Consider the following 24204-nt stretch of genomic DNA (forward strand, 5'->3'; position numbering starts at 1 on the left):
GATGTCGGACGATGGCTTCGCTATAAAGCTGAGCCTTAGACTGGTGCTGGTCTTAACGATCGACAAAAGGATTCTAGGGGCTGGCTATGCATAAATCAGGCGGCCTGCGCCCGTCAATTCAGCCAGTTACTGGGCATTACGCTGAAATATATCAAGCTTATTGGGCAGATTGGCTGTACATAAGATAATTTTTGCAAAAGCAGATAGGGGTATCGGGAATACGCTACTGATCACTAAATAGGGTGTTAATCTTTTCATTCCATCGCCTAGGCAAGTGTTTTTGATTTAATGAGGATTTGTCTAAACTAAAATCCTGTTATTACCAAAGCAAAGTTATGTAATTAAGCGCATAAGCCATGAGTTTTAAGCATATTTTGTTATAGTATGGAACAGGATTATATTTTTTGATGTGACGCTATGACTGAGTCAGCACCAACCTTATCGACCCGCTATTTTCTGACTCTGGAGGAGTCTCAGGATGGATTTGCCTTGGCCACTTTTGGCAAAAAGCAGATCAGCCGTTTTCTGACCCCTTTGGTCAGTATCGGGATTATTATCTGGGGTTTTTCCATGGGTTTTGATGGGGTCGGGCGCTATTATGTGGCACTTGGGGCCTTTTTCCTGATATTGCAGGCAATTATGCGTTACTGGTTTTTACCGATGATGTTCAAACGCCAGTTTATTAAATATCAGTTTGGCAAAAGTGAGCAGGGGATTGACCTGTTTCAGGACTATGCGGCAATCTTTAATAATGGACGCAGCAAGATCGTGCATTATAATGAAGTACAAACTTTTGCGATGGGTAAACTGACCTATATGCTGGAACTGAAAAACCGTACAGTTATCATTATCCCTAAGCGTGCTTTTAAAGATACAACTGAACAAAGCCTTTTCGAAAATACTTTCAAGCAATAAGACAGATCAAGATAAGGAACCAGATCATGAGTACCCGTCCATCAAAAATTGTCTGTGTGGGTCGCAGCTATGCAGATCATGCCAAAGAATTGGGGAATGCAGTACCTGATCGTCCTGTCCTGTTTATCAAGCCGCCGAGCGCCTTAAGGTCGCTGGATGCGGGAATTACATGGAATCCGGCTTGGGGCAACTGCCACTATGAGTGTGAGTTGAGTTTGCGTATTGATCGCACTTTAACTCAGGAAAGCGATCCTGCCAAAGTATTAGAGGCGATTGGCGCTGTGACGCTTGGCCTGGATTTGACCCTGCGTGACCTTCAGGATGAGCTCAAGAAAAAAGGCCAGCCTTGGGAGCGTGCCAAAGCCTTTGATGGTTCCTGTATGCTGGCGGACTGGGTACCTGTAGCGGATGTGATCACGGACTGGAAAGATGTGCAGTATACGCTTGACATCAATAACGAGCGGCGTCAAACAGGCGATACGGCTTTATTGATTTTTGATCTTGCTACCTTACTGGTCGAGATCAGTCAGGTATTTACGCTGGAAGCCGGAGATGTGGTGATGACCGGTACGCCAGCCGGTGTTGCTGCCCTGCAATTCGGTGACCGGCTGAACATGACCCTGAAAGGCAAAGAAAAAGACTATCTATGGTCAACTTTTGTGAAATAAGGCCTGATGTTTAGATCAAGGAGCCAAAAGGCTCCTTTTTTTATGATCATCATGGAGTCAGGAGAAGCCGATCGTGGCCAAAGCTATATGCTTTGAGTCAGCGCTTCAATATTTTTAAAGTCTATATTGGATTGTTGCTGCTTTGATCGTATTTTCCTTCAAGTGAAAAGCAAGGTTATCAATCAACCATTATCAGGCCTTAGAGGTTAAAGCATTTGCCCTCATGTTTTATTATGTGGCTTCTAGGGATTACAGCAGGTGATCTTAAATCGGCGGCCAGCGATATTACTGCCCTCTGATAGATCGCCTTAGGTTCTGTGCCGATTCTTTCCCTTCTCACAGCCTTAACTTTATGGGGCGTACATGTGCTTCTACATAAGCTATTTCTGCCCACTGGTGCTGTAATTGGCTGAAAATCTCTAAAGAGTTAACCTCATAGATCGGAAAACCCCTCTCCAGAGAGAGGGGTTGTCTTGTTTATTTATTCCGGAACAGGTCAGATAATGGAAAACTCAACTTATCTTCCAGATATTGATCGGTGGCCAAAATATTAGAAGAAAGTTTCTGCATCCATATTTCCTCTGCGGCAGGATCATTCAGATGCTGCTTGTGCGGCAGAGGATAAGGCAACTGTAAATAAAAATTCCAGAAACTCACCTGATCCAGGTCACGTACCAGCACATATTGATTATCCTCGGTGCATTTGATCAGATTCTGTTTTTCAAACATGTCCACATAGCTAGGCCAGCGTCCAATTTCGTCCTGTCCCAAAACCTCGAGTGCTTCGGCTTCACTGACACATTCACCCGTTTTTTGTTTTTTATAAAATAGTGCCAGTAAATCCAGCAATATAATCATCGGATGGCGTTTGCAGTCACGGCCAGATTCAAAAGCGGTCAGGGCATAACTAATCTCTACGCCCAGCAGGATAATATTCCATGACAGATAAATCCACAGCAGAAAAATCGGTATGGCTGCAAAAGCACCATAGATAATTTCGTAGCTGGTAAAGTTGGTCATCACAAAACCAAACAGGTTCTTGAGCAGCTCAAATACGCTTGCACTAAACAGGCCCGCAATCAGGGCGGATTTGATCGGTACACTTCGGTTGGGAATGGTCCAGTTTAAAATAAAAAAGCCCAAGACCGTTAAAGAAAAAGAAATGATCCAGAGTAGAAAAGTTCCATTCAATTCATATCCGGTAAAATTATTGCTCAGGACATTGAGTGAAGCCAAAGTTGAGGAAATGACAAAGGCACTGCCCAGTAAAATGGGGCCAAGCGAGATAATGGTCCAGTAACGCATAAAGCCTATGAGTCCACCACGAGTTTTATTGACCCGCCAGATCCGGTTAAAGGCAGTTTCAATGCTGCTGAGCATCAGGATGGTGGTCACAAATAAAAACAGCACACCAATCACGGTTAAATTGCTGGATTTATCAGTAAATGCACTGAGTGCCTTGTCAAAAGCAATCGTGGTTTTGGGTAAAAAGTTACTATAAATCAGCTGTTGTAACTGTTGTCGGGCTGGCTCCAGGGCTTTAATGGAGGAGATAATGACCAGAAAGACTGTCAGCATAGGCACCACCGCAAATAGGGTGGTATAGGTTAATGAACCCGCCTGTTCCCGGCAACGATCATGTTCAAAGCGGCCAAGGACAAACAGAATAAATTGAAACCAGTGTTTCTCATAAAAAGGTAACTTCTTTATATAATCCAAAATCATCTGTACTCAATCTCGATTTTTCTAGTCATCATGTATTTTCCCTGACCAGCTTAACCAAAAAATATGCAAAATACCGTATAGTTTTATTTTTTAGTAATGAATAAGAGTCAGCATGCAACCTTATATCCTTGTTTTATATTACAGCAAATATGGCTCGACCAAAGAAATGGCACATTTGATTGCAAATGGTGTAGAAGCCGCAGGCATGGCAGTAAAAATCCGGACTGTTCCAAATCTTGCCACCGTGGTCACTCAGGCGGAACCCAGTATTCCGGCAGAAGGGGATATTTACTGTACGATTGAGGAACTGGCGCAATGTTCAGGTCTGGCCTTAGGTTCGCCGACACGTTTTGGCAATATGGCCTCTGAAATGAAATATTTTTGGGATCAGACCACCAGTCTATGGTTGAATGGAGCCTTGCATGGCAAGCCGGCCTGTGTGTTTACCGCATCAGGCTCAATGCATGGCGGACAGGAAAGCACGTTGCTGACCATGCTGCCGCCTTTGTTTCATCATGGCATGTTGATTATAGGATTGAGTAATGCGGTGCCCGCCTTATCGAATACCAAAACGGGTGGCACGCCTTATGGTGTCAGTCATGTCAGTGGGCCACGCCATGATCAAGGCTTAAGTCAGGATGAAAAGATTCTTTGTGAGGTACAAGGTAGACGACTGGCCGAAGTTGCCTTAAAACTGCATCAGGGTTAAGCGTTTAAATTCAAGAGGAAATGAGGAAATCATTTCCTCAACTGGCTTAGTCTGTGTTTTGAGCTTTTAGGCTAAATCTATGTTTGCAGCTTAGGCACTGGTAGTCTAAAAAGAGGTTACGGTCTACCGATACACCGGCTTTTTTACCAAGGAAATTGCCTACCACTCCACCAGTAATGCCTACGCTAATGGCTCCAACAAAGGTGCCTACCGTACCGCCTACAATCACGCCCAAAGGCCCGGCAACTGTCCCGATGGCGGCTCCAATCGAAGCTCCGGATGCCGCACCTCCTACGGTTCCCGCCGTCGCTCCTGCTGAAGCTAATAATACACCACCGGTTTTTTTTAATAATTGCTCATGGTCTCGTTTTTCGATGTCGGCCGAACTACATTTAGGACATTGCATAGGTTTTTCCATCAACAATTGGTATTGGTTTATCTAGAGTAGATGACTGTTATGAAGCACATGAATCAATTATTCATTATAGCTAATGGTATAGCGAAGCATGATAAATGCTCTATCGGAAAGCTGCTATATTGATTTGATTCTAGATGAATTCAGGCTAAGGCACTGTATCTTAGCTGTAAATAAACTCATATTTCAATCAAGTAACCCCCCTGCATATCAAAAATAAAGGGTGACACGGTATCAAACCACAACACTGATTTTGATGAAGCATCCGACTGAAAGCTGAGAGTGCTTAAATGATTGCTGCTGATCCTTATGTCGGACTTAAAGGATTGACTCAAGATGGAAGATATTGATCTAAGTCTAAACCTGCAAAGCCTGAGGTGTATATTGCGTTAATCTGGCTGTAAATAAGCTGGATAGTGACTGATTAACTATATTTTCAATAGAATGTGATATTTATACTTATTAAGTAGATGTTTAAATAGAAACATAATTTATCTTATCTTTAAAAATAAAAAGAATAATAGCGCCTGTTTTTTTAGAGTTTTTTTATTATGTGATTTAATTCCTGTTAGATGTATTGGGTATAAGTTGGATAAAACGAAATAAGCATCTTAGAACAGAGGATATTAAGACTATAAAAATGTTTAAAAAAAGCGCCAGATCTGGCGCTTTTAAATGAAATGCTAGGACTTAGTCACGTACGAAATTAACCGTACCATTGGTCAGCGACTTTACACGTGCCAATGATTCAACACGATAGCCTTTTTCAAGTAACAGTTCACGGCCTGGCTGGAAGGATTTTTCAATCACAATACCAATACCGACAACTTCAGCCTTCGCTTGATGAATCAGGTCAGCCAGACCTAGCGCAGCCTGACCATTTGCCAGAAAGTCATCAATGACCAGAACTTTATCGGTTGAGCTGATGTGTTTGTTAGAAATGGCAATCGTACTTTCAGTCTGCTTGGTAAACGAGAATACCTTAGAACGGTATAAATCCTCTTTTAGTGTTAAAGACTGATATTTACGTGCAAAAATCACGGGAACACCCAGTTCCAAACCTGCCATTACAGCAGGGGCAATACCCGAGGCTTCAATAGTAATAATTTTGGTAATACCGCTATCTTTAAACAGACGCGCAAATTCTTGACCAATTTGTTGCATCATTACAGGATCGATTTGGTGATTTAAGAAAGAATCAACTTTCAGAACTTCTTCAGACAGAACGATACCTTCAGCCAAGATTTTCTGTTCTAGTGCATGCACGGGGAGAATCCTCAAAAGCAGGTGCTTTTTCAAGCAAAAGCGTATTGTAAAAAGCACCCGGAAAAAATCAAGCTAAATTCAACAAAAACCTTAGTTGCTTGCCCCTTTATAGTCGGTGAGGAGTAAACCATAGGAGGTTTTCTTGTCAACATGCGTCACTTTGACTGGAAGATAGTCAAGTTTAGGGGCAAGCCAGAAAATAGTTTCACGACCTGCCTTGCTGTGTTTCATCACCACCTTGACAGTATTAAAAGTGCCGTATTTAGTCGTAATATTTTCTGTACCCTGTTTGACAAATTTGCGAGGCTCGATTTCTTTAGCATCCGCAATATAATAGTTGGATTTTAAACCTGATCCTTTCAAATCCTCACGAATCTGCAACTCGGCATTCAGTTCATCCAGTACATCTGCTTTCCAGGCAAAAGAGCGCTTTTCCTCGTCTTTCTGAGTCTGAACTGTTTTACTGGAAGGGTTGAAATTCATAGTCAAGGTGTTGTTATGTACTAGAATTTTACTGTTACGCTTGAAACTGCTTGAACCAATCTTGCCATTATTAAAGGAAAAACGGCTGGTTTCTGTAGCAGACGCAATTCCTCCGGCTTTGGCGGCAAAGACATAAGTCCAGTTGTTGCCAGATTTGCTGAGGGTACGAGTCGCAGAACCCAGATTTTTGCCATTATAATTAAATTGATAACTGGCCTGAAAGGGCGCAATAGCAAAAGCCTGGCTCATTCCAGTGAATAACAGTACAGTGCTTAAACCGGCAGTTATTCCTAAAGTCTTGAATACCGTTTTTGCCATACCTAAGTTTCCTGTGTTATTTAAACAGCGCATCTATTGTTAAGTTTACGCTTTATTATTTGGGTGAAATATGGAAATTGAAGGGAGACGCGCCTCAAAACTGTATATTTCATGTAGTCTTTTTCGATTTTGGATAAAAAAATAACATGCTTTTTATTTTAAGCAGGATCTTTTTGTCTGATGGGCGTAACTTTATCGTCATCCACCTCGTCATTATCCATGTCATTACTTCTTGCTTGGGAAAGCTTGTTGAACAGAGCTGTGAGGTTGACGTTGCCGATGACCACCAGCTCCGCTTCACGTAATACGGCGTGATTGACATGAACTTTGGCCAGCGTGTCGATTACAGAGCGGTTCTTGCCTAGCCAGCGATTCAGATCTAAATACAATAAGTCATCGATTACTTTAATTACGCCTAGTTTTTCCAAAATCATGCCGAGCGGATCTTTGTTTAAAACACGCTGATAGAAAAACAGCGCAAAGCGAACCCCCAATTTATAGAAAATATTTGGATATTTGGCATCAATCAGTTGGGTATCACTGATCTGCTCAAATACAATCAGTTGGGTTGCCTTATTTAGCTCCATCTGCACCAGCTTCAGGTCTACTGATAAAGTTACTACTAGTCCCTTGTAGTCCAGTGTGGCATACAGGCGTAACCAGTCATCATGCAGATCGGCATGCAGATCTTTAAGAGCAGCAACGTTGTCAGTGACAAAGCGCTGGAAGGTGGCATTCAGGAAAACTTGTGATAATGGAAATTCACGCTCATCCTCAATAAATCCCTCGGCCTTTTGATAGGCTTGACGGAGTCGTTGAGAAATATTGGAAATAAGCGTTTGCATACTGAAGCATCCTGGCGGTTATATTTTTTGATTCGGAAGTTATCTTGTCGAATTATATAAAAAATACAAGAGTTCACGCTTGAAGTTTAGCAAAATAAATTGCACCATTTTTAGGGTTTTGGTTATGTAGCGTTAATGGTTTGATGCAATTGGCATTTTTAAAAATAAAATGTGATGTCATTTTGCTTAAATGGCGCTGTGAATATTTTTTTTGGGGAATGAACTCGGCCTGAGTTCGGCAAATGTGATGAATCATGATATTAATGCCTCTGGTTAAAGTCTGGTGGAAAGATCCAGTTTTTAGCAGTGCCGTGCTGGCAGCAGTGGTCTTGCATCTGGTGGTGCTGACTCTGGAATTTGCAATGCCGCAGGATGAGAAAACCTCGACCAAGGAAATTGCCGTGAGCCTGCGTCAAAGTGAAAATAAAGTTGAGCAGGCAGATTTTCTGGGGCAGACCGATCAGCAGGGTTCAGGCAAGTTTCGCGAAGTACATCGTATGTCGAGCGATCAGCCATCGCCTTTTGCGGAACAAAAGGCCGGGGAAGAGCAGCAGGACAGCCCGGATATGCTGCAACAGCAGCGTGAGCTGAGCTTTGAAGAAAAAGTCCTGATGACGACTTTAAGCTGGCAAAAACAGGCGGAAGAAAATCAGCGGAAGAAAATGCAGGAACAGCTCAATAGCCAGTTCCAAGCCAAAGCCGCCATGGTCGCAAGTCTGGAAGCGCAATATTTACAGCGACAGCAAAACTTTAGTCGTCAGCAAAAGATTAAAACAGTGGATGGTATTCAGGCCAAGCAGGATGTGTCAGCGGCTTATTTGGAAAAATTCCGTCAAAAAGTGGAGTTTTATGGTAACCGCTATTATCCGGATGCCGCCCGACAGCAAAATCTGGCTGGTGAAGTGCGCCTGATGGTCATTTTAAACCAGAACGGTGGAATTCGGGCGATTCGCCTGATTGACAGTTCGGGACATCATTTGCTGGATGAAGCAGCCAAAGCATCAGTGCGTAAGGCTGCACCTTTTGGGGCTTTTGACAGCAAGATGAAAGATATTTCTGAACTGCGTATTATCCGAACCTGGCGCTTTGATCCGGCAGAGGCAGAATTTGAAGTACGTTAATCCGGCGCTGTTTCATAATGGCGTAGTGTCTTGCAGACATCCATGCTGAAATAGCAATACCAGTTCTCTTTACCGAATTGTTGCACGGCCTGGTGTTCAGCGTCCTGATGCCAGGCATGAATATCCTGCAGGCTGCTCCAGTAGGAAAGTGCAACCTCAGTTATTCCTTCAGTTAAACTTTCATAATGCTGAAATTATTCTTCCACACGATGATAATAACCGTGTTCTCCAGAACTGTTCCAAATCACATTTAAAAATTTGCCTTCAATTTTTAGATGCTTTGGAAAAATCCTCAGATGCTTTTTATATTTACGCTCAGGTTTTAAACCGATGCAGTTGCCATTTTTCCACCATCTACCTTCAGCATATTGCTCTAGGGCTCCATAAGCCAGATACCATTTAAATTTACCTTCAGGCAATAACAGCATTTCAGAGCCTGTTTCCATGACGCCATTTAAATAATAATGACCTGTCCAGACTTCATCTGCTTTTTGAAACGGGGTTTCTTTACATACCGTCTTTGAACTTGCATAAAGCGTTGAAGATAGAAGGGAAGTACCCACGAGTAGCAATACCAGAAGAATCTTTTTCACTTTTATCCTGAACTTTAGCTAATCAGCTTTATTGTTATGAGCTGTATTTTATAGCTTTGGTTGAATTAAGTAGCATTGACTTGATTGCTATTTACAGGCATAAAAAAGCGAGCCTAAGCCCGCTATTCTTAATAGTGAAATCTTAATTTTGTTCCAGATAAGGATTGTCAATACCAAGTTTAGCCAGAATGTCGATTTCAATACCTTCCATTTCTTCGGCATCTTCATCTGAAGTTTCGTGATCATAACCCATTAAATGTAATATGCCATGCACCAGCATATGGGTGAAATGTGTCAGAGGAGCTTTGTCTTGCTCAGTGGCTTCCTGTAAGACCACTGGAATACAAATCACCAGATCGCCAATCGGAAAGGCATCCAGAAATTGTGCCATTTCATCTGGAATATCACTGGGAAAGGACAAGACATTGGTCGGTTTATCTTTGCCACGATATTCCAGGTTGAGCTTATGACTTTCATCATGATCGACACAGGCAATCCCCATTTCGCAATCACTTTGGGTGCTGATATGGCGTAACACAGTTTCTGCGACTTTTTTAATATAGGCACGTTTCAGCACCAGCTCAGGTGACTGAAAGTTTTGCTGCAAGGAAAGATTGAGTTTCAAAATGAATCCTTAAATAATTTAGTCTTGATGTTGCTCATCCGCTTTTGCATCATTGTCCGCAACTAAAGCTTCTTGACGGGCTTTGCGTTCCGCACGCTGTTCTGCCGTTAGACGTTGCTGTTCGCTATCCCAGCCTTCATAGGCTTCAACAATTTTCTGCACCAATTGATGACGTACCACGTCGCGTGAGTGGAAGCGAGTAATATGAATTTCTTTGATCTTGTCAATGACACGTAAGGCATGCGCCAACCCAGATTGTTGACCACGCGGTAAATCTACCTGTGTGATGTCACCGGTGATAACCGCACGCGAACCAAAACCTAAACGGGTCAGGAACATCTTCATCTGTTCTGGTGTGGTGTTTTGTGCTTCATCTAAAATGACAAAGGAGTGGTTTAAAGTCCGACCACGCATATAAGCCAGCGGTGCCACTTCGATAATTTGACGTTCAATCAGCTTGGCCACTTTTTCAAAGCCCAGCATTTCATACAGGGCATCGTAAAGAGGACGCAGGTAGGGATCAATTTTTTGGCTCAAGTCACCTGGCAAAAAGCCGAGTTTTTCACCGGCTTCAACCGCGGGACGCACCAGTAGAATACGCTGGATTTCATTACGTTCCAGCATGTCGACAGCAGCTGCTACTGCAAGATAGGTTTTACCCGTACCGGCAGGGCCAATACCAAACGAAATATCACTTTGCAAAATGCGCTGAACATAACGCTTCTGGTTGGCACCACGCGGATTAATGCGTCCTTTACGGGTTTGTAACCAAACGGCATCCAGACCAGTATGTTCCTGATCTTCAATATCTTCCTGAAGCTCGAGGTCAGTCTGACTGCCTTGAATCATCATATGCAGGGTGTCGGCACTGATTTGCTGGCTATGTTCAGATTCTTCGTGCAGGCGCTGTAAGAGCGTTTCCGCTCTTTCCACAGCAGCGATTCCACCATCGATAAAGAAACTTTCACCTCGATGGGAAATTTTGACATCTAAACGTTGTTCAATTTGCTTCAAATGACCGTTATAAGTGCCCAAAACGGCTTGTAAACGGTCAATTGAAATTCCAGGGAAAGCTACTGTACGTCGAATCGTTGCAGTCAAGAGTGTTCCTTATACAAGTGTCGGTATATCCCCTACATTACGCCACGTCAGGCTCAAGATTCAAGAGTTCACCGTAAACAAAATTTAAAGTTTTAATTTCGGTAATTTCAATTTCGGCAAAACGTCCAACCCAAGCTGGATCGCCAATAAATGAGACCAAACGGGTATTATCAGCCGTGCCTATAAGCAGGTTTGGATCTTTATCGGATACTTTCTCAATCAGCACACGCTGAATGCTGCCGAGCATGGCATCAGTTTTCTCAATACTTGAATGTTTGATCCATTGCTGAACTTTAGCCAGGCGTTCTTTTTTTACGACTTCAGGTGTGGTGTCTTCAAGCTCTGCCGCCGGTGTACCAGGGCGTTTTGAATAGATAAAGCTATAAGAGTGATCAAAATCCAGGTCTTGGATAAACTGATAGGTTTCTGCAAAGTTTTCATCAGTTTCACCCGGGAAGCCAATGATAAAGTCTGACGACAGGTGCATATCGGGACGGACTTTACGCAGCTTGGCAATCTTTTCGATATAGACATCAATGGTGTGGTTGCGCTTCATCGCTTGCAGAACATCATTGGAGCCGCTTTGGACCGGCAAATGCAGGTGTGACACCATCTGTGGCAGATCGCGATAGCATTGGATCAGATCATCATTGAATTCCAGTGGATGCGAAGTGGTATAACGGATGCGGCCAATACCCGGAATTTCTGCAACTAAACGTAACAAGTCGGCAAAGGTACAGATGTTGCCGTCAAAAGTTTCCCCACGGTAGCCATTGACGTTTTGACCGAGCAGAGAAATCTCACGTACGCCTTTTTCAGCCAGACCTGCAATTTCTGCCAGCACATCATCCAGCGGGCGAGAAACTTCTTCACCACGCGTATAAGGTACGACACAGAATGAGCAATATTTTGAACAGCCTTCCATAATCGACACAAAGGCCTTATAGCCTTCCACACGCGGTTCAGGCAGGAAGTCGAATTTTTCAATATCTGGAAAGGAAATGTCCACCAATTTGATTTTTTCTTTTTTAGGTTTTTCGACCTGTTCAAAATGCTGATCGAGCATTTGCGGTAAACGGTGCAGGGTTTGTGGACCAAAAATCATATCCACATAATTGGCACGTTTTTGAATATTGTCGCCTTCCTGAGAGGCCACGCAACCACCGACCCCGATAATCAGATCAGGATTCTGTTCTTTGAGCTTGCGCCAGCGGCCCAGTTCAGAAAAGACTTTTTCCTGTGCCTTTTCACGGATTGAGCAGGTGTTCATAAGCAGTACATCGGCTTCTTTGGGATTGCTGGTCAGGACATAACCATGTGAGTCGCCCAACAGGTCTGCCATACGATGACTGTCATACTCATTCATCTGACACCCTTGCGTTTCGATATACAGCTTTTTGACTGAAGGATCGCTGGCTAGGGTGTGCGCTGGCTGGGTAACAGTGTTTTCTGAGGCAGCTGGGGCACCATTCGGAATGAAGGTTTGAACCGTCATGAAGGCTCCTACAAAATAATAGCTCGAATGTGAATGAACTGGCAGTTGATGAACACGCAGCTCAAGAAGGATTCAGTTCACAGATTGAAATCTTTAAATGGCGCATATTTTAGCAGGAAAGTGGCTTAAACTTATAGCCTAAATTAGGGGTAGAAAAATATTCATTTACAGACAAAAATAATCTGAAGATTAAAATTGCTGAATTATTAGGTTACATAACTGAACAATACAATTGGTTATAATCTGCTAGCAAGCTCTTATGATAAGCAGCATATGCTCGGCACAAAATTGATGATAGAAGGCAGCTGGATGTTAAAAGGTACTCAAAACATACGCAAATACTATAAGTTAATGACCTTAAGTTTCGCCTGTATCTGTGCGGCAAATACCCAGGCTGCCGAAGCACAGTTTAATGATGCCTTACGTGCTGCAAATGCAGGAAATACTCAATTCTTACAACAATATCGACTTGCTATGCAAAATGACGTGCTGGGCTACTATCCGGAATACTGGATTCTGAACCAGAATCTTGCTTTGCAGCCGGCCAACCAGATCATCAACTTTGTACAGCGCTATCCACACTCCGCCATGGCTGAAAAGCTGGCAGCCGATTATGTCGAAGAAAAAGTTAAAATCGCTGACTTTGCTGCAGCCCAACCGGTTTTACAATATGTGACCAATGCTGACCGGGCTGAAGCCTGTGCAATCGCACAAGTGCGTGCCAAAAGTGGTGATCCCTTGGTCTATGCCGAATTTAAGGATGTTTGGCTGACAACAAATTCCCAGCCAGATTCATGCAATGGCTTGGGTCGCATGATGTTATCCAGTCCACTTATGACTACGGAAGACCGTCAGCAGCGCCTGTGGGTGCAGTTGCGTGCCGGTCAGTCTGGACAAGCCATCGCGACGGCGCAAGATTTAGGTCTGAATCTGTCTCTGGCCCAGCTAAATAGCATTCAGGCCAATCCAACCGCTTATTTATGGTCGGCACCAAAAAGCACGACTGTTGACCATGCTTATCTGGTATATGCCTTAGGTCGCTTGGCAGATACTGATCTGAATTCGGCCTTATCAATAGTCAAGCGGACTGCTGAAGGAACTCCAGCAGAAGTACAAAAAGCCCTGTTTCGGACAGTAGGTTATATCGGCGGCACGACTGTCATGAAAAATAACTATAACCGTGAAGTGCTGAATGCGCTGGATGCCAGTTATGGGTTGCCATTTAGCTCGGAAGAAGCTGAAATCTATGCCCGTCAGTCGATTCGTTTTGGCGCCTGGGAGAGTCTGATTCGTGCGATTGACGCCATGAACGTGAACCAGAAGCAGGAGGACCGCTGGCAGTACTGGCTGGCGCGTGCCAGCGAGCAGCGTTCAGACCGCGCATCGAAAAAGACAGCAGAAAATATTTACCGGAAACTGGCCAATGGTGAGGACTATCATAATTTGCTGGCACGGGATCGTTTGGGGCAAGTCGTAGCAGGCGCGCCAAACGCTACCCAACCGTCGAATCAGGCCATGCAGCGCTTAAATCAGGATGTGCATTTCCGTCGTGCTTTTGCCTTGCGCGATATTGATGCACCAGCAAATTATATTAACCGTGAATGGAACTGGGCAGTGCGCCAGGCTTATCTCAAGCATGATGATGACCTGCTTTTGGCCGCAGCAAAACGTGCGCATGACATGGGGTGGCATGATCGTGCCATTTATGCCGCCGATCGTACTGTCAAGAAGCATAATTATACCTATCGCTATCCAATGCCGTACCAGAACTATGTGGTGAGCCATAGTCGTACAGTGAGTCTGGATCCAGCCTGGGCTTATGGCCTGATGCGTCAGGAAAGTCGTTTCAATACAGTTGCACGTTCCCATGTCGGGGCAGGCGGCTTAATGCAGATCATGCCAGATACGGCCAAGCTGGTCGCGCGCCAAATGGGAGAAGCATATAATCCGGCTGCGTTAACCGATATGAATACCAATATCCGTTATGGAACCTTCTATTTATCAACAATTCAGCGTCAATTAAGCCAAAGTCCAGTGCTGGCAACTGCAGGCTATAATGCCGGTCCAAACCGTGCACGCCGCTGGCAGCCGGAATTTCAGAGTATTGCAGCAGATCAATATACGGAGTCTATTCCTTTGCTTGAAACACGAGACTATGTGAAACATGTTATGACGAATGCGACGTATTACGGCATTCTATTAGGGCAGGGTGCACAGTCGATCGGAAAAAGAATGCAGGCGATACCTTTACGAAGTACTCAATAATTCAAAATATCTGAAGGGATAAAGTAATTGTGTTCAAAAAAGGAAAAATGGATGCCCGAATTTGTGGTGGAGGGGTGGTACTACTCGGTTTAGCCACGAGTCCCCTTGCCCTTGCAGAGCCCACCGGCTATATCATGGAAGTGCAAATGGTACCGGCGATGTGTTATTTGTATCCGGAGTATTCAAAAAAAAGAAAATGCCTAGAAGGCTATTCGTTGAATATTTCGGGTCTTTATCCGCAAACCACCAGTATCTCGTGTAATACCAACAGTTCTGCCACACTTTCGCCCTTACAGGCCAAGGTGGTAGCACGAATTATGCCTGATGAAAGTACCCGGGCTGGCTTGTGGCGCAGTATTGGGGGCTGCGTACCGATGAATGCCAGTCAGTACTTTCGGACCATCATTAATTATGCTGACCGTCTGAAAGTACCTGAAGAGCTGACTGAGCAGGAAAGCCAGACAATTGCTCTGGATGCGCTGCGCAGAAAGTTTCTGAAAATCAATCCACAATTGCCGTCGACGGCTATCCGGTTTCACTGTGTTTCTACGCGCCCTAACAGTATGCTGACTTCACTTAAAGTCTGTTATAACAGCAGGGGCAGTTATAAGGCTTGTCCGGCCAATCTGTTGAATACATGCCCAGCTGTGGTGACAATTAAAGGTATATACTGAGCTTTTCTGCCGATTTAATTTATATTTCCTATCAGACTTTTGTTGAAATCCATTCCCTTTTACATGCATCTGGACAAGGATTGGAGTACAATCTTTGCCGTTTATGATTATTAAGATTAGATAGAACAGCTATTTAATCGCATTAACTATCCTCTCAACTGGAGATAATTACATGAAGCAACCTGTTCGCGTTGCCGTTACTGGCGCTGCTGGTCAAATTGGTTACAGCCTTTTATTCCGTATCGCTAGCGGTGAAATGTTGGGTAAAGACCAACCAGTTATTCTTCAATTATTAGAAATTCCTGTTGAGAAAGCTCAACAAGCGCTGAAAGGCGTAATGATGGAACTTGATGACTGTGCTTTCCCATTATTGGCAGGCATGATCGGTACTGATGATCCTAAAGTTGCATTCAAAGATGCTGACTATGCATTGTTGGTAGGTTCTCGTCCACGTGGTCCTGGTATGGAACGTGCTGACTTGCTTAAAGTCAACGGCGAAATCTTCATTGGTCAAGGTCAAGCACTAAACGAAGTTGCAAGCCGTGACGTTAAAGTTCTGGTTGTAGGTAACCCTGCGAACACGAATGCTTATATCGCTATGAAATCTGCTCCAGACCTTCCAGCGAAAAACTTCACAGCAATGTTACGTCTTGATCACAACCGTGCCTTGACTCAACTTGCTCAAAAAGCGGGTGTTGCAGTTTCTGACATCGAAAACATGACGGTTTGGGGTAACCACTCTCCAACAATGTATGCTGACTACCGTTTTGCAAATGTAAACGGTGAAAGCTTAAAAGACAAAATCAACGATGCTGAGTGGAACAAAGACGTATTCCTTCCAACTGTTGGTAAACGTGGTGCTGCGATCATCGAAGCACGTGGTCTGTCTTCTGCTGCTTCTGCTGCAAATGCTGCAATCGACCATATGCGTGACTGGGCGCTTGGCACTAACGGCAAATGGGTAACTATGGGTATCCCTTCTGACGGTTCTTACGGTATCCCTGAAGGTGTAATGTTCGGTTTCCCTGTAACCACTGAAAACGGTGAATACAAAATCGTTCAAGGTCTTGAAATCGACGAGTTCAGCCGTGAGCGTATCAACGTTACACTGAACGAGCTTGAAGAAGAGCGCGCAGCAGTGGCTGACATGCTTAAATAATTTAATTTTTTAATTAAATTAAAAGAAAGGCACTCTGGTTAGGGTGCCTTTTTTATTGAACAAAAAATAACATCCTGTGAAGGAGAGACAACTGAGTTTGTTGTATAGGCAGGCTAAGGTAGATACAAGATCATAATTCAAAAGGGGGAGGTCATACAGATGTTAGAACAACGCTCAACCTTCGAACTTTTTTTTGAGCAATTGGGACTGGACTCCAGTCCTGAAGCGATAGATGAATTTATTAATACCCATCAAATTGGTATGGATGTACCGCTACACAAAGCACCATTTTGGAGTAAGTCACAACATGACTTTTTAATCAGTCACTGGAAGAAAGATGATGACTGGGCCATATGGGTGGATGTGCTAAATGAGCAGTTACATACTGAAGCCGTGGGCTCAGGCTCCTGTAGCTTGCCCAGTGGCAAATCAAACTAAAGTTTTTGATATTAATATTTTAATCATCTAACTTACTGATAAGTTGAATAATGGAGTTTGTTTATGCTTATGGAACAACAGGTTACTCTGGAACTACTTTTTGAACAACTTGGTTTACCGTCAGATGAAGCTTCAATTGAGCAATTTGTTAAAGATCATCAGTTAGATGCTAAAGTGGCTTTGCCAGATGCCGAATTCTGGAGCGAAGGACAGAGTGCCTTTTTACGTGAACACTGGCATCAGGATGATGAATGGATTGTCATTATTGACAAGTTAAATCAGTTGCTTCATGTGGAAAGTGACAAAGCAGCAGAATAAGCCCCATAACGTACAAAAAGACACAACAAACCTAGTCAATTGACTAGGTTTTTTTTCGATTGTCTTATAAGTTAGATCTATAATTAATGACAGTTTCTCTGATAAATATAAGGAGGACGAGATGCTCGGAAGGACCCCATCTTTAGAGTTGTTGTTTTCACAACTCGGCCTGGCCAATAGTCCGGCTGCTATCGAATTGTATATACGTACGCATCAACTGCCTGCACATATTTCTCTGCATGATGCGCCGTTTTGGAATAAATCACAGCGCTCTTTATTAATTAGTCATCTGGTGCAGGATGATGACTGGGCGATTTGGGTGGATGAGCTCAACCAGCAGTTGCACATGGATGCTTATCGCCGTCAACTTGCCTGATACAGGCTTTAAAAGCATTTAGGATTCAATGAAAAAGCGCCTGATCTCAGGCGCTTTTTTCTATAAGGCAGGTTAAAGCGAGTTTAGTGCATTTTACTTTTGAGCAATTTTTCGAACCATTCTAGGGATCGGTACGCTTCAAAGGCGGGATGCTGCTGTAATAATTCCAGATCAAATTCGGAGCTCGTGCTGTATTTTTTTAACCAGTGCCGGGTTAATGCCGGCTCATTTTTACTGACAGAGGCATAAGCCAGGAAGAAATAAATCTCACCATGCTCATAATGGGTCATGGGTTTTAGGATTTGCTGGGTAATCAGGGCATAACGGGGCTCTTTGGTGAGTTCAAAGAAAATCATATACGCCTTGGCCAGATGTAAAGAGAGATTGATATACAGGCGTAGCGGCATCTCCTCAAATTCAACTCGTCCTTGTTCGAGCAGTACAACCGCTTCTTGCAGAAAATGAACCTGTTCCTGATAGAACTGGCTTAAGCTCACCAGTTGCAAGCGAAGATCGGCACGTTCAAGCGCTAATTCCGGCGTATTGCCTTGTAAATACAACTGGTCAGTTTCACCTAGACGTTCAATAATCTGCTGGCTGTTTAATCGCATGCATGCCATCCTTAATTCTCAATAATGCTGATATGAGGCCAGAACTTAAAATTTAAAGCACGGCCGCATCACTACGTAGCCAGGCTGTAATGGATAGACGCTGATGTTTGGCCTCTAAAACCTCATGCAAAATATCACTCTGAAACAGGGCAAGACGATTTGGTTCAGGACGAATGGTATGCCATACCTCGTGTTTATCCTGCAAGCGTAATTCTCCGCCCCAATCCTCTTGCCATTGGTCATGCAAATAATACACTGCGGAAATCATTCTGCTATTTTTGCCTTTTGGATTATCGCGATGTAAGGCATAAAATTCTCCTGCTTCATAACAGGAAAAATGTGCTTCCACTTCCTTGATTCCCAAATAAAAGACCCGGTTGAAAATCTGGCCCAAAGCCAGCAGGTTTTGTACATGCTGGTGAGAAATACTAAGATTTTCATTCAGCCATAAAATCCGGTCACTACGAATGTTGCTGACCACCCCATTTTGAATGGCAGCATCACGGAAATAAGCCAGATTGCTACGACACTCAGCCATCAACTGTTTAATATAGCTTGCATCATAAGCATGATCGATCAGACTAAAACCCTGTTGATTCAAATCATCAAGAATTTGGTCAATAGACCAGGACTTTGGGAAATGAGCAGCATCCATAAAATAAACCTGTGAAAAGGGGAAAAAATGTTCAGTTATTCTAGGGGAAGAATCCGATCTGAACGAAACTATTTTTCATGTTAAAATGGTTGTTGATATGAGGAAATAATGAAACATGAATTACCGTCACCATTACCACGCGGGTAACTTTGCCGATGTCATGAAGCACGTACTACTGCTTCAGCTGTTGGCTCGACTGAATGCAAAAGATAAACCATATCGCTATGTAGATACACATGGTGGTGCGGGTAAGTATGATTTATCGACCTCTGAGGCACAAAAATCAGGTGAGTTCTTAAACGGTATTCATCGTCTGGTCAAGCTGGACGATTCAATCAAGCGTAATGCACCGCAAGGGGTTCAGCAATATTTAAAAGTTGTTGAAAAAATGCGTGAAAACTTTGGCAAAGGAGCGTATCCGGGTTCGCCGTGGTTTGCTCTGGAAGGCATGCGCGAAATTGATAAAGCCACTATTTTTGAAATGCAGCGTGATGTATTTCAGCAGCTTCGTCAGAATATTTTTGACAAACGCGCAGGCTTGCATGAACGGGATGCCTATGAAGGGTTACTTGCGGTCATTCCACCGAAAGAAAAACGCGGTCTGGTCATGATTGACCCGCCTTATGAACAAGAGCGTAAAGATTTCCCGCAATTGGTTGAACTGATTGCAGCGGCTTATAAAAAATGGCCGACAGGTGTGTTGGCGGTTTGGTATCCAATTAAAGACCGTGCCATGATTGAACGTTTTGAAAAGAAAATGTTCAAGACCGGTATTCGTCGTCAGTTAATTTGCGAACTCTGTGTCTGGCCAGACGATACTCCAGTTGGCCTGAATGGTTGTGGTCTCTTGGTCATTAACCCGCCTTGGAAATTCTCTGAAGATGCAGATGAAGCATTACAGTGGTTATTTCCGCATTTACGTATGCAGGAAAATGGCGGCCATGCTGCGGTACGCTGGTTGGTCGGTGAATAATTTTTTCAGAAAATGGTCATAGTTAGGATCGACAAATATGACAAATACAAGCAAACCGGAAAGCGATTCTTCATTAGACTTGCCTTTTGATGGGATTACCTTCGAGGTGGAAGAAGAAGAGCATACCCAGGAAGGGCAGAAAGTTAAGCGTCGAGGGATCTATCTGTGGCCAAATCTGATTACAACCGCTGCGTTGTTATCAGGCTTTTATTCCATTATTGCCAGTATGAATGGTGAGTTTCAGCAAGCCATTTATGCCATTTTTCTGGCCGCTTTATTTGATGGTCTGGATGGGCGTGTTGCACGTGCAATCGGCGCGCAAAGTCCGTTTGGTGAACAGTTTGACTCACTGTCAGATATGCTGGCCTTTGGAGTGGCACCAGCCATTTTAATGTATAGCTGGGGACTGAGTGATCTTGGTCGCATCGGTCTGGCAGCCTGTTTTGTTTATACGGCCTGCGCGGCTTTTCGTTTAGCGCGTTTTAATGTGCAGATTGGCGTGGTCGATAAACGTTACTTTATTGGTGTGGCCAGTCCTTTGGCAGCGATCATGATTGTTTCAATGGTTTGGGTCGGGCTGGATTTTCCTGAAATCTTCGATACCCGAGAGCTATCCATACAAATATTAAATGCAATAGTGATTATTGGTAGCGGTTTATTGATGATTTCCAATATCAAATACTATTCATTTAAGACTGTAGAGCGTAAACGTGTCCCGTTCTTTGTGTTACCAATCGCCGTCTTTATCTTTGCTGCGATGACTTATAATATTCCGGTTGGCATTTTAGTGATTTCTATCATCTATGCCTTATCTGGCTTTGTTACCACTTTCATGGCAAAAAGACAGCACGTATTATAAAAAGATTAAGGAGTCTGATATGCAGTTTCTTCAAGATTTTTTAGATCGTTCGAAACAGCTGAATCAGACTCCGACTGTTTCGTCGAAGCATCTGGCTTATCATGGCCCAACCTCAAGATACAAAATCATTCATCAGGGATTGATGATTCCTGGTCTACCCGCCCCCCTGCATTATCTCAGTTTTCTCAGCATTATCGGACAGCCCAATGCACCGATGCTGGCGAATCCCAGTGCGATCCAGACCACTGCACTAGATACTGCGACAGTCATTTGCAGTTCAAGCCCTCACATGGTGGGGCAGTTACAGAGCTATTCAATTCAACAGGACTGTAAATTTTCATCGGGCATGTTTCAATTTTTGGATCGGGAAAAGTTGACCGGACACTTTCCACACTTTCAACTCCAACGCTCTGATGCCGAACTGAGTTTTGATCTCAGCATTCATACCACTGATCTGGTGTCCCACTTTACCCAGATGCGATTCTCCCTGGCAGATCATTGGTCATTAGTGTGTCATTGTCAGGGTACTGTGACCTATAAAGATCAGAAATATACAATTGAAAGTCTCGGAAGTTTTGAATACGCCCGCAGTTTTAATTTTCCTTATCTTCCTCTGGCTTTTTTTAGCTATCAGATGATTAACCTGAGTAATAATCGGCAGCTATTGTTGGCTCAGATCCGTAATAGCCTGAATCAGATTGTACAGTCGAGAATCTATCTACGTGATTTGAATCGTATGCAAACCTGGCTGTTTGACCAAAAGGTTTATTTTAAAGTGCATCGTGTCTACCCGAGTGTCAAAACGCCAAATGGACAAAAGATGTATTTGCCACGAGAGTTTGAGTGGTGCTATGAAGATGATCGGGGAAACCAGATCTGGGTGCAGGGCCAAAGTCGCGGTGATTTTAAATTTGGCATGGCAGCGGGCTATGTGGGCAGTTTTCATTATCAGGTAAAAATAAATGAGCAGACTGAAAAAGGCGATAGCGGCTATATAGAGTATGTGGATTGCCGACCTTTACGCTTTCAGGAAAAAGATAAGGCAGAAAAACTATTAGCTAACCTGGCTAATCCTGTGCCTTTTTTAATCAAGAAATAGAAAAAAAGGGGTTTTTGTGGAATAAATAACCAGTTGAGATGTTATTTTAAGAAAAATTCAAAAAGGGTGTTGCAAGCCTTCTGAAATGCTGTAGAATGCACATCCATCGGCAGTGATGAAGATTAAAACTTGTTAAGAAACAAAGGTTTAGCACAAGGTGTTAAATTTAAGTGTCTTGAATGAGTTTAAAAATAATTGGATTTACTGGTTGACTTTCTACAAAGAAAGCGTAACATAGCCGACCTAGCTTGCTGCTGACGAAGTAGCAAGAAGATCATTAAGAGATTATGAAGAACAACTTGTGTGGATTTTTACTGGTTGATTGATCGAAATATTATCATTGATTGATTGGTTTAAATTACTCGAAGTTTATTTGAGAGAATTTGTCAGAAAATTGATGAGCCAAGATTGGTGTCCTTTAGGCACTACTGATTTTAAACTGAAGAGTTTGATCATGGCTCAGATTGAACGCTGGCGGCAGGCTTAACACATGCAAGTCGAGCGGGGCGAAGGTAGCTTGCTACTGGAACCTAGCGGCGGACGGGTGAGTAATACTTAGGAATCTGCCTATTAGTGGGGGACAACGTTCCGAAAGGAGCGCTAATACCGCATACGCCCTACGGGGGAAAGCAGGGGATCACTTGTGACCTTGCGCTAATAGATGAGCCTAAGTCAGATTAGCTAGTTGGTGGGGTAAAGGCCTACCAAGGCGACGATCTGTAACGGGTCTGAGAGGATGATCCGTCACACTGGGACTGAGACACGGCCCAGACTCCTACGGGAGGCAGCAGTGGGGAATATTGGACAATGGGGGGAACCCTGATCCAGCCATGCCGCGTGTGTGAAGAAGGCCTTTTGGTTGTAAAGCACTTTAAGCGAGGAGGAGAGTACCCTGGTTAATACCCAGGAGTGCTGGACGTTACTCGCAGAATAAGCACCGGCTAACTCTGTGCCAGCAGCCGCGGTAATACAGAGGGTGCGAGCGTTAATCGGATTTACTGGGCGTAAAGCGCGCGTAGGCGGCTCTTTAAGTCGGATGTGAAATCCCCGAGCTTAACTTGGGAATTGCATTCGATACTGGGGGGCTAGAGTATAGGAGAGGATGGTAGAATTCCAGGTGTAGCGGTGAAATGCGTAGAGATCTGGAGGAATACCGATGGCGAAGGCAGCCATCTGGCCTAATACTGACGCTGAGGTGCGAAAGCATGGGGAGCAAACAGGATTAGATACCCTGGTAGTCCATGCCGTAAACGATGTCTACTAGCCGTTGGGGCCTTTGAGGCTTTAGTGGCGCAGCTAACGCGATAAGTAGACCGCCTGGGGAGTACGGTCGCAAGACTAAAACTCAAATGAATTGACGGGGGCCCGCACAAGCGGTGGAGCATGTGGTTTAATTCGATGCAACGCGAAGAACCTTACCTGGCCTTGACATACAGAGAACTTTCCAGAGATGGATTGGTGCCTTCGGGAACTCTGATACAGGTGCTGCATGGCTGTCGTCAGCTCGTGTCGTGAGATGTTGGGTTAAGTCCCGCAACGAGCGCAACCCTTTTCCTTATTTGCCAGCACTTCGGGTGGGAACTTTAAGGATACTGCCAGTGACAAACTGGAGGAAGGCGGGGACGACGTCAAGTCATCATGGCCCTTACGGCCAGGGCTACACACGTGCTACAATGGTCGGTACAAAGGGTTGCTACACAGCGATGTGATGCTAATCTCAAAAAGCCGATCGTAGTCCGGATTGGAGTCTGCAACTCGACTCCATGAAGTCGGAATCGCTAGTAATCGCGGATCAGAATGCCGCGGTGAATACGTTCCCGGGCCTTGTACACACCGCCCGTCACACCATGGGAGTTTGTTGCACCAGAAGTGGATAGTCTAACCCTCGGGAGGACGTTCACCACGGTGTGGCCAATGACTGGGGTGAAGTCGTAACAAGGTAGCCGTAGGGGAACCTGCGGCTGGATCACCTCCTTAACGAAAGATTGACGATTGGTAAGAATCCACAACAAGTTGTTCTTCATTGATGTATCTGAGGGTCTGTAGCTCAGTTGGTTAGAGCACACGCTTGATAAGCGTGGGGTCACAAGTTCAAGTCTTGTCAGACCCACCATCTGCCATGAAACAGAAAATCAGAAACATTAAATCTAAATGATAAGCTGGGGACTTAGCTTAGTTGGTAGAGCGCCTGCTTTGCACGCAGGAGGTCAGGAGTTCGACTCTCCTAGTCTCCACCATAGATTATAGAGCTTAGTGAGTTTATACTTGTTAACCTCTGTGATTTATCACAGTTTCTAGACCTGACGAAGGCTAGAAAAATCATTAACAGCATATATTTGAGTTGAAATAATTTGTTCATACTCATAGATAGAACGAAAGTTAACAGTAATTTATTACCTGTTAATGACTGTCCTTGAAATGAGAACTAGCGAAATTAACTGAATCAAGCGTTTTGGTATATGAATCTAATTGAAGCTGTACAGTGCTTAAGTGCACAA

Annotated in this window: 24 protein-coding genes, 2 tRNA genes and 1 rRNA gene; 16 read left to right on the forward strand and 11 right to left on the reverse strand. The window is 43.9% G+C overall.

The window, feature by feature from the left end; translation table 11 throughout:
* Nucleotides 1-417 precede the first annotated feature (417 nt).
* Together E5Y90_RS02225 and E5Y90_RS02230 are read left to right on the forward strand one after the other, a co-directional pair.
* Nucleotides 418-915, forward strand: coding sequence for a YcxB family protein (locus E5Y90_RS02225; RefSeq protein WP_174659285.1), 498 nt, complete (start codon nt 418-420; stop codon nt 913-915).
* Between the two features lie 26 nt (nt 916-941).
* Nucleotides 942-1583: a fumarylacetoacetate hydrolase family protein gene (locus E5Y90_RS02230; protein WP_174659286.1), complete on the forward strand. Its 642-nt coding sequence runs from the start codon at nt 942-944 to the stop codon at nt 1581-1583.
* Nucleotides 1584-2060: 477 nt separating this feature from the next.
* On the opposite strand, the gene E5Y90_RS02235 is transcribed toward E5Y90_RS02230, so the two are convergent.
* On the reverse strand, nt 2061-3308 hold the full coding sequence (locus E5Y90_RS02235) for a YihY family inner membrane protein (RefSeq protein WP_151204921.1): 1248 nt from the start codon (nt 3306-3308) through the stop codon (nt 2061-2063).
* Nucleotides 3309-3420: 112 nt separating this feature from the next.
* Here E5Y90_RS02235 and wrbA point away from each other — a divergent pair, with 112 nt between their 5' ends.
* On the forward strand, nt 3421-4017 hold the full coding sequence (gene wrbA / locus E5Y90_RS02240; protein ID WP_174659287.1) for an NAD(P)H:quinone oxidoreductase: 597 nt from the start codon (nt 3421-3423) through the stop codon (nt 4015-4017).
* Nucleotides 4018-4063: 46 nt separating this feature from the next.
* On the opposite strand, the gene E5Y90_RS02245 is transcribed toward wrbA, so the two are convergent.
* From E5Y90_RS02245 to E5Y90_RS02260, 4 genes are all read right to left on the reverse strand, one after another.
* Complete coding sequence (locus E5Y90_RS02245) at nt 4064-4435, reverse strand: hypothetical protein (protein ID WP_174659288.1); 372 nt, start codon at nt 4433-4435, stop codon at nt 4064-4066.
* Nucleotides 4436-5122: 687 nt separating this feature from the next.
* Nucleotides 5123-5698 (reverse strand): xanthine phosphoribosyltransferase, encoded by a 576-nt coding sequence (locus E5Y90_RS02250; protein ID WP_151204924.1) that lies wholly within the window; start codon nt 5696-5698, stop codon nt 5123-5125.
* Between the two features lie 90 nt (nt 5699-5788).
* A complete protein-coding gene (locus tag E5Y90_RS02255) occupies nt 5789-6499 on the reverse strand; it encodes a DUF3108 domain-containing protein (protein ID WP_174659289.1) in 711 nt (236 codons plus the stop codon).
* Nucleotides 6500-6657: 158 nt separating this feature from the next.
* Nucleotides 6658-7344, reverse strand: a complete 687-nt coding sequence (locus tag E5Y90_RS02260) for a hypothetical protein (RefSeq protein WP_174659290.1) — start codon at nt 7342-7344, stop codon at nt 6658-6660.
* 263 nt (nt 7345-7607) lie between these two features.
* On the opposite strand from E5Y90_RS02260, the gene E5Y90_RS02265 reads away from it, so the two are divergent.
* The gene (locus tag E5Y90_RS02265) at nt 7608-8465 is read left to right on the forward strand and encodes an energy transducer TonB (protein WP_171478839.1); all 858 of its coding nucleotides are present in this window, start codon (nt 7608-7610) and stop codon (nt 8463-8465) included.
* 194 nt (nt 8466-8659) lie between these two features.
* Here E5Y90_RS02265 and E5Y90_RS02270 read toward each other — a convergent pair whose 3' ends face one another.
* The 4 genes from E5Y90_RS02270 to miaB form a co-directional block, all read right to left on the reverse strand.
* Complete coding sequence (locus tag E5Y90_RS02270) at nt 8660-9058, reverse strand: hypothetical protein (RefSeq protein WP_174659291.1); 399 nt, start codon at nt 9056-9058, stop codon at nt 8660-8662.
* 142 nt (nt 9059-9200) lie between these two features.
* Nucleotides 9201-9683, reverse strand: coding sequence for an rRNA maturation RNase YbeY (ybeY, locus tag E5Y90_RS02275; RefSeq protein ID WP_174659292.1), 483 nt, complete (start codon nt 9681-9683; stop codon nt 9201-9203).
* 18 nt (nt 9684-9701) lie between these two features.
* The gene (locus tag E5Y90_RS02280) at nt 9702-10784 is read right to left on the reverse strand and encodes a PhoH family protein (RefSeq protein WP_174659293.1); all 1083 of its coding nucleotides are present in this window, start codon (nt 10782-10784) and stop codon (nt 9702-9704) included.
* Between the two features lie 37 nt (nt 10785-10821).
* Complete coding sequence (miaB, locus tag E5Y90_RS02285) at nt 10822-12279, reverse strand: tRNA (N6-isopentenyl adenosine(37)-C2)-methylthiotransferase MiaB (protein ID WP_174659294.1); 1458 nt, start codon at nt 12277-12279, stop codon at nt 10822-10824.
* 351 nt (nt 12280-12630) lie between these two features.
* Between miaB and E5Y90_RS02290 the strand changes: the two genes are divergently transcribed.
* The 6 genes from E5Y90_RS02290 (at nt 12631) to E5Y90_RS02315 (ending at nt 17509) form a co-directional block, all read left to right on the forward strand.
* On the forward strand, nt 12631-14544 hold the full coding sequence (locus tag E5Y90_RS02290) for a lytic transglycosylase domain-containing protein (protein ID WP_373688379.1): 1914 nt from the start codon (nt 12631-12633) through the stop codon (nt 14542-14544).
* Nucleotides 14545-14591: 47 nt separating this feature from the next.
* Nucleotides 14592-15218, forward strand: a complete 627-nt coding sequence (locus E5Y90_RS02295; protein ID WP_174659295.1) for a ribonuclease I — start codon at nt 14592-14594, stop codon at nt 15216-15218.
* 172 nt (nt 15219-15390) lie between these two features.
* Entirely contained in the window at nt 15391-16377 is a 987-nt protein-coding gene (locus tag E5Y90_RS02300) for a malate dehydrogenase (RefSeq protein ID WP_174659296.1), read from the forward strand.
* Between the two features lie 159 nt (nt 16378-16536).
* Nucleotides 16537-16815 carry a DUF2789 family protein gene (locus E5Y90_RS02305; RefSeq protein WP_151205358.1) on the forward strand — a complete coding sequence of 93 codons (279 nt, stop codon included), beginning with the start codon at nt 16537-16539 and terminating at the stop codon, nt 16813-16815.
* 63 nt (nt 16816-16878) lie between these two features.
* Entirely contained in the window at nt 16879-17133 is a 255-nt protein-coding gene (locus E5Y90_RS02310; RefSeq protein ID WP_174659297.1) for a DUF2789 family protein, read from the forward strand.
* Between the two features lie 121 nt (nt 17134-17254).
* A complete protein-coding gene (locus tag E5Y90_RS02315; RefSeq protein ID WP_151205356.1) occupies nt 17255-17509 on the forward strand; it encodes a DUF2789 family protein in 255 nt (84 codons plus the stop codon).
* 83 nt (nt 17510-17592) lie between these two features.
* Here E5Y90_RS02315 and E5Y90_RS02320 read toward each other — a convergent pair whose 3' ends face one another.
* Nucleotides 17593-18120, reverse strand: a complete 528-nt coding sequence (locus E5Y90_RS02320) for a hypothetical protein (protein ID WP_174659298.1) — start codon at nt 18118-18120, stop codon at nt 17593-17595.
* A 52-nt stretch (nt 18121-18172) separates the two neighbouring features.
* Nucleotides 18173-18775, reverse strand: a complete 603-nt coding sequence (locus tag E5Y90_RS02325) for a 2OG-Fe(II) oxygenase (protein ID WP_174659299.1) — start codon at nt 18773-18775, stop codon at nt 18173-18175.
* Nucleotides 18776-18890: 115 nt separating this feature from the next.
* On the opposite strand from E5Y90_RS02325, the gene E5Y90_RS02330 reads away from it, so the two are divergent.
* From E5Y90_RS02330 to E5Y90_RS02355, 6 genes are all read left to right on the forward strand, one after another.
* A complete protein-coding gene (locus tag E5Y90_RS02330) occupies nt 18891-19748 on the forward strand; it encodes a 23S rRNA (adenine(2030)-N(6))-methyltransferase RlmJ (protein WP_151205353.1) in 858 nt (285 codons plus the stop codon).
* 37 nt (nt 19749-19785) lie between these two features.
* Nucleotides 19786-20607: a CDP-diacylglycerol--serine O-phosphatidyltransferase gene (pssA, locus tag E5Y90_RS02335; protein ID WP_151205352.1), complete on the forward strand. Its 822-nt coding sequence runs from the start codon at nt 19786-19788 to the stop codon at nt 20605-20607.
* 19 nt (nt 20608-20626) lie between these two features.
* The gene (locus E5Y90_RS02340) at nt 20627-21706 is read left to right on the forward strand and encodes a DUF6670 family protein (protein WP_174659300.1); all 1080 of its coding nucleotides are present in this window, start codon (nt 20627-20629) and stop codon (nt 21704-21706) included.
* Between the two features lie 436 nt (nt 21707-22142).
* Nucleotides 22143-23683, forward strand: a 16S ribosomal RNA gene (locus tag E5Y90_RS02345).
* A 59-nt stretch (nt 23684-23742) separates the two neighbouring features.
* Nucleotides 23743-23819, forward strand: a tRNA-Ile gene (locus E5Y90_RS02350).
* A 48-nt stretch (nt 23820-23867) separates the two neighbouring features.
* Nucleotides 23868-23943, forward strand: a tRNA-Ala gene (locus E5Y90_RS02355).
* Nucleotides 23944-24204 lie beyond the last annotated feature (261 nt).

Origin of the sequence: Acinetobacter sp. 10FS3-1, assembly GCF_013343215.1 — a bacterium.
Lineage (GTDB): Bacteria > Pseudomonadota > Gammaproteobacteria > Pseudomonadales > Moraxellaceae > Acinetobacter > Acinetobacter lwoffii_C.

Bases quoted from the DNA above. Each gene is read 5' to 3' on its own strand.
- E5Y90_RS02310 (WP_174659297.1), top strand. From the start codon at position 16,879: ATGCTTATGGAACAACAGGTTACTCTGGAACTACTTTTTGAACAACTT.
- E5Y90_RS02340 (WP_174659300.1), top strand. From the start codon at position 20,627: ATGCAGTTTCTTCAAGATTTTTTAGATCGTTCGAAACAGCTGAATCAG.
- E5Y90_RS02315 (WP_151205356.1), top strand. From the start codon at position 17,255: ATGCTCGGAAGGACCCCATCTTTAGAGTTGTTGTTTTCACAACTCGGC.
- E5Y90_RS02265 (WP_171478839.1), top strand. From the start codon at position 7,608: ATGCCTCTGGTTAAAGTCTGGTGGAAAGATCCAGTTTTTAGCAGTGCC.
- E5Y90_RS02325 (WP_174659299.1), bottom strand. From the start codon at position 18,775: ATGGATGCTGCTCATTTCCCAAAGTCCTGGTCTATTGACCAAATTCTT.
- E5Y90_RS02305 (WP_151205358.1), top strand. From the start codon at position 16,537: ATGTTAGAACAACGCTCAACCTTCGAACTTTTTTTTGAGCAATTGGGA.
- E5Y90_RS02330 (WP_151205353.1), top strand. From the start codon at position 18,891: ATGAATTACCGTCACCATTACCACGCGGGTAACTTTGCCGATGTCATG.
- E5Y90_RS02295 (WP_174659295.1), top strand. From the start codon at position 14,592: ATGGATGCCCGAATTTGTGGTGGAGGGGTGGTACTACTCGGTTTAGCC.
- E5Y90_RS02300 (WP_174659296.1), top strand. From the start codon at position 15,391: ATGAAGCAACCTGTTCGCGTTGCCGTTACTGGCGCTGCTGGTCAAATT.
- wrbA (WP_174659287.1), top strand. From the start codon at position 3,421: ATGCAACCTTATATCCTTGTTTTATATTACAGCAAATATGGCTCGACC.
- E5Y90_RS02255 (WP_174659289.1), bottom strand. From the start codon at position 6,499: ATGGCAAAAACGGTATTCAAGACTTTAGGAATAACTGCCGGTTTAAGC.
- pssA (WP_151205352.1), top strand. From the start codon at position 19,786: ATGACAAATACAAGCAAACCGGAAAGCGATTCTTCATTAGACTTGCCT.
- E5Y90_RS02290 (WP_373688379.1), top strand. From the start codon at position 12,631: ATGACCTTAAGTTTCGCCTGTATCTGTGCGGCAAATACCCAGGCTGCC.
- miaB (WP_174659294.1), bottom strand. From the start codon at position 12,279: ATGACGGTTCAAACCTTCATTCCGAATGGTGCCCCAGCTGCCTCAGAA.
- E5Y90_RS02230 (WP_174659286.1), top strand. From the start codon at position 942: ATGAGTACCCGTCCATCAAAAATTGTCTGTGTGGGTCGCAGCTATGCA.
- E5Y90_RS02235 (WP_151204921.1), bottom strand. From the start codon at position 3,308: ATGATTTTGGATTATATAAAGAAGTTACCTTTTTATGAGAAACACTGG.
- E5Y90_RS02260 (WP_174659290.1), bottom strand. From the start codon at position 7,344: ATGCAAACGCTTATTTCCAATATTTCTCAACGACTCCGTCAAGCCTAT.
- E5Y90_RS02320 (WP_174659298.1), bottom strand. From the start codon at position 18,120: ATGCGATTAAACAGCCAGCAGATTATTGAACGTCTAGGTGAAACTGAC.
- E5Y90_RS02225 (WP_174659285.1), top strand. From the start codon at position 418: ATGACTGAGTCAGCACCAACCTTATCGACCCGCTATTTTCTGACTCTG.
- E5Y90_RS02245 (WP_174659288.1), bottom strand. From the start codon at position 4,435: ATGGAAAAACCTATGCAATGTCCTAAATGTAGTTCGGCCGACATCGAA.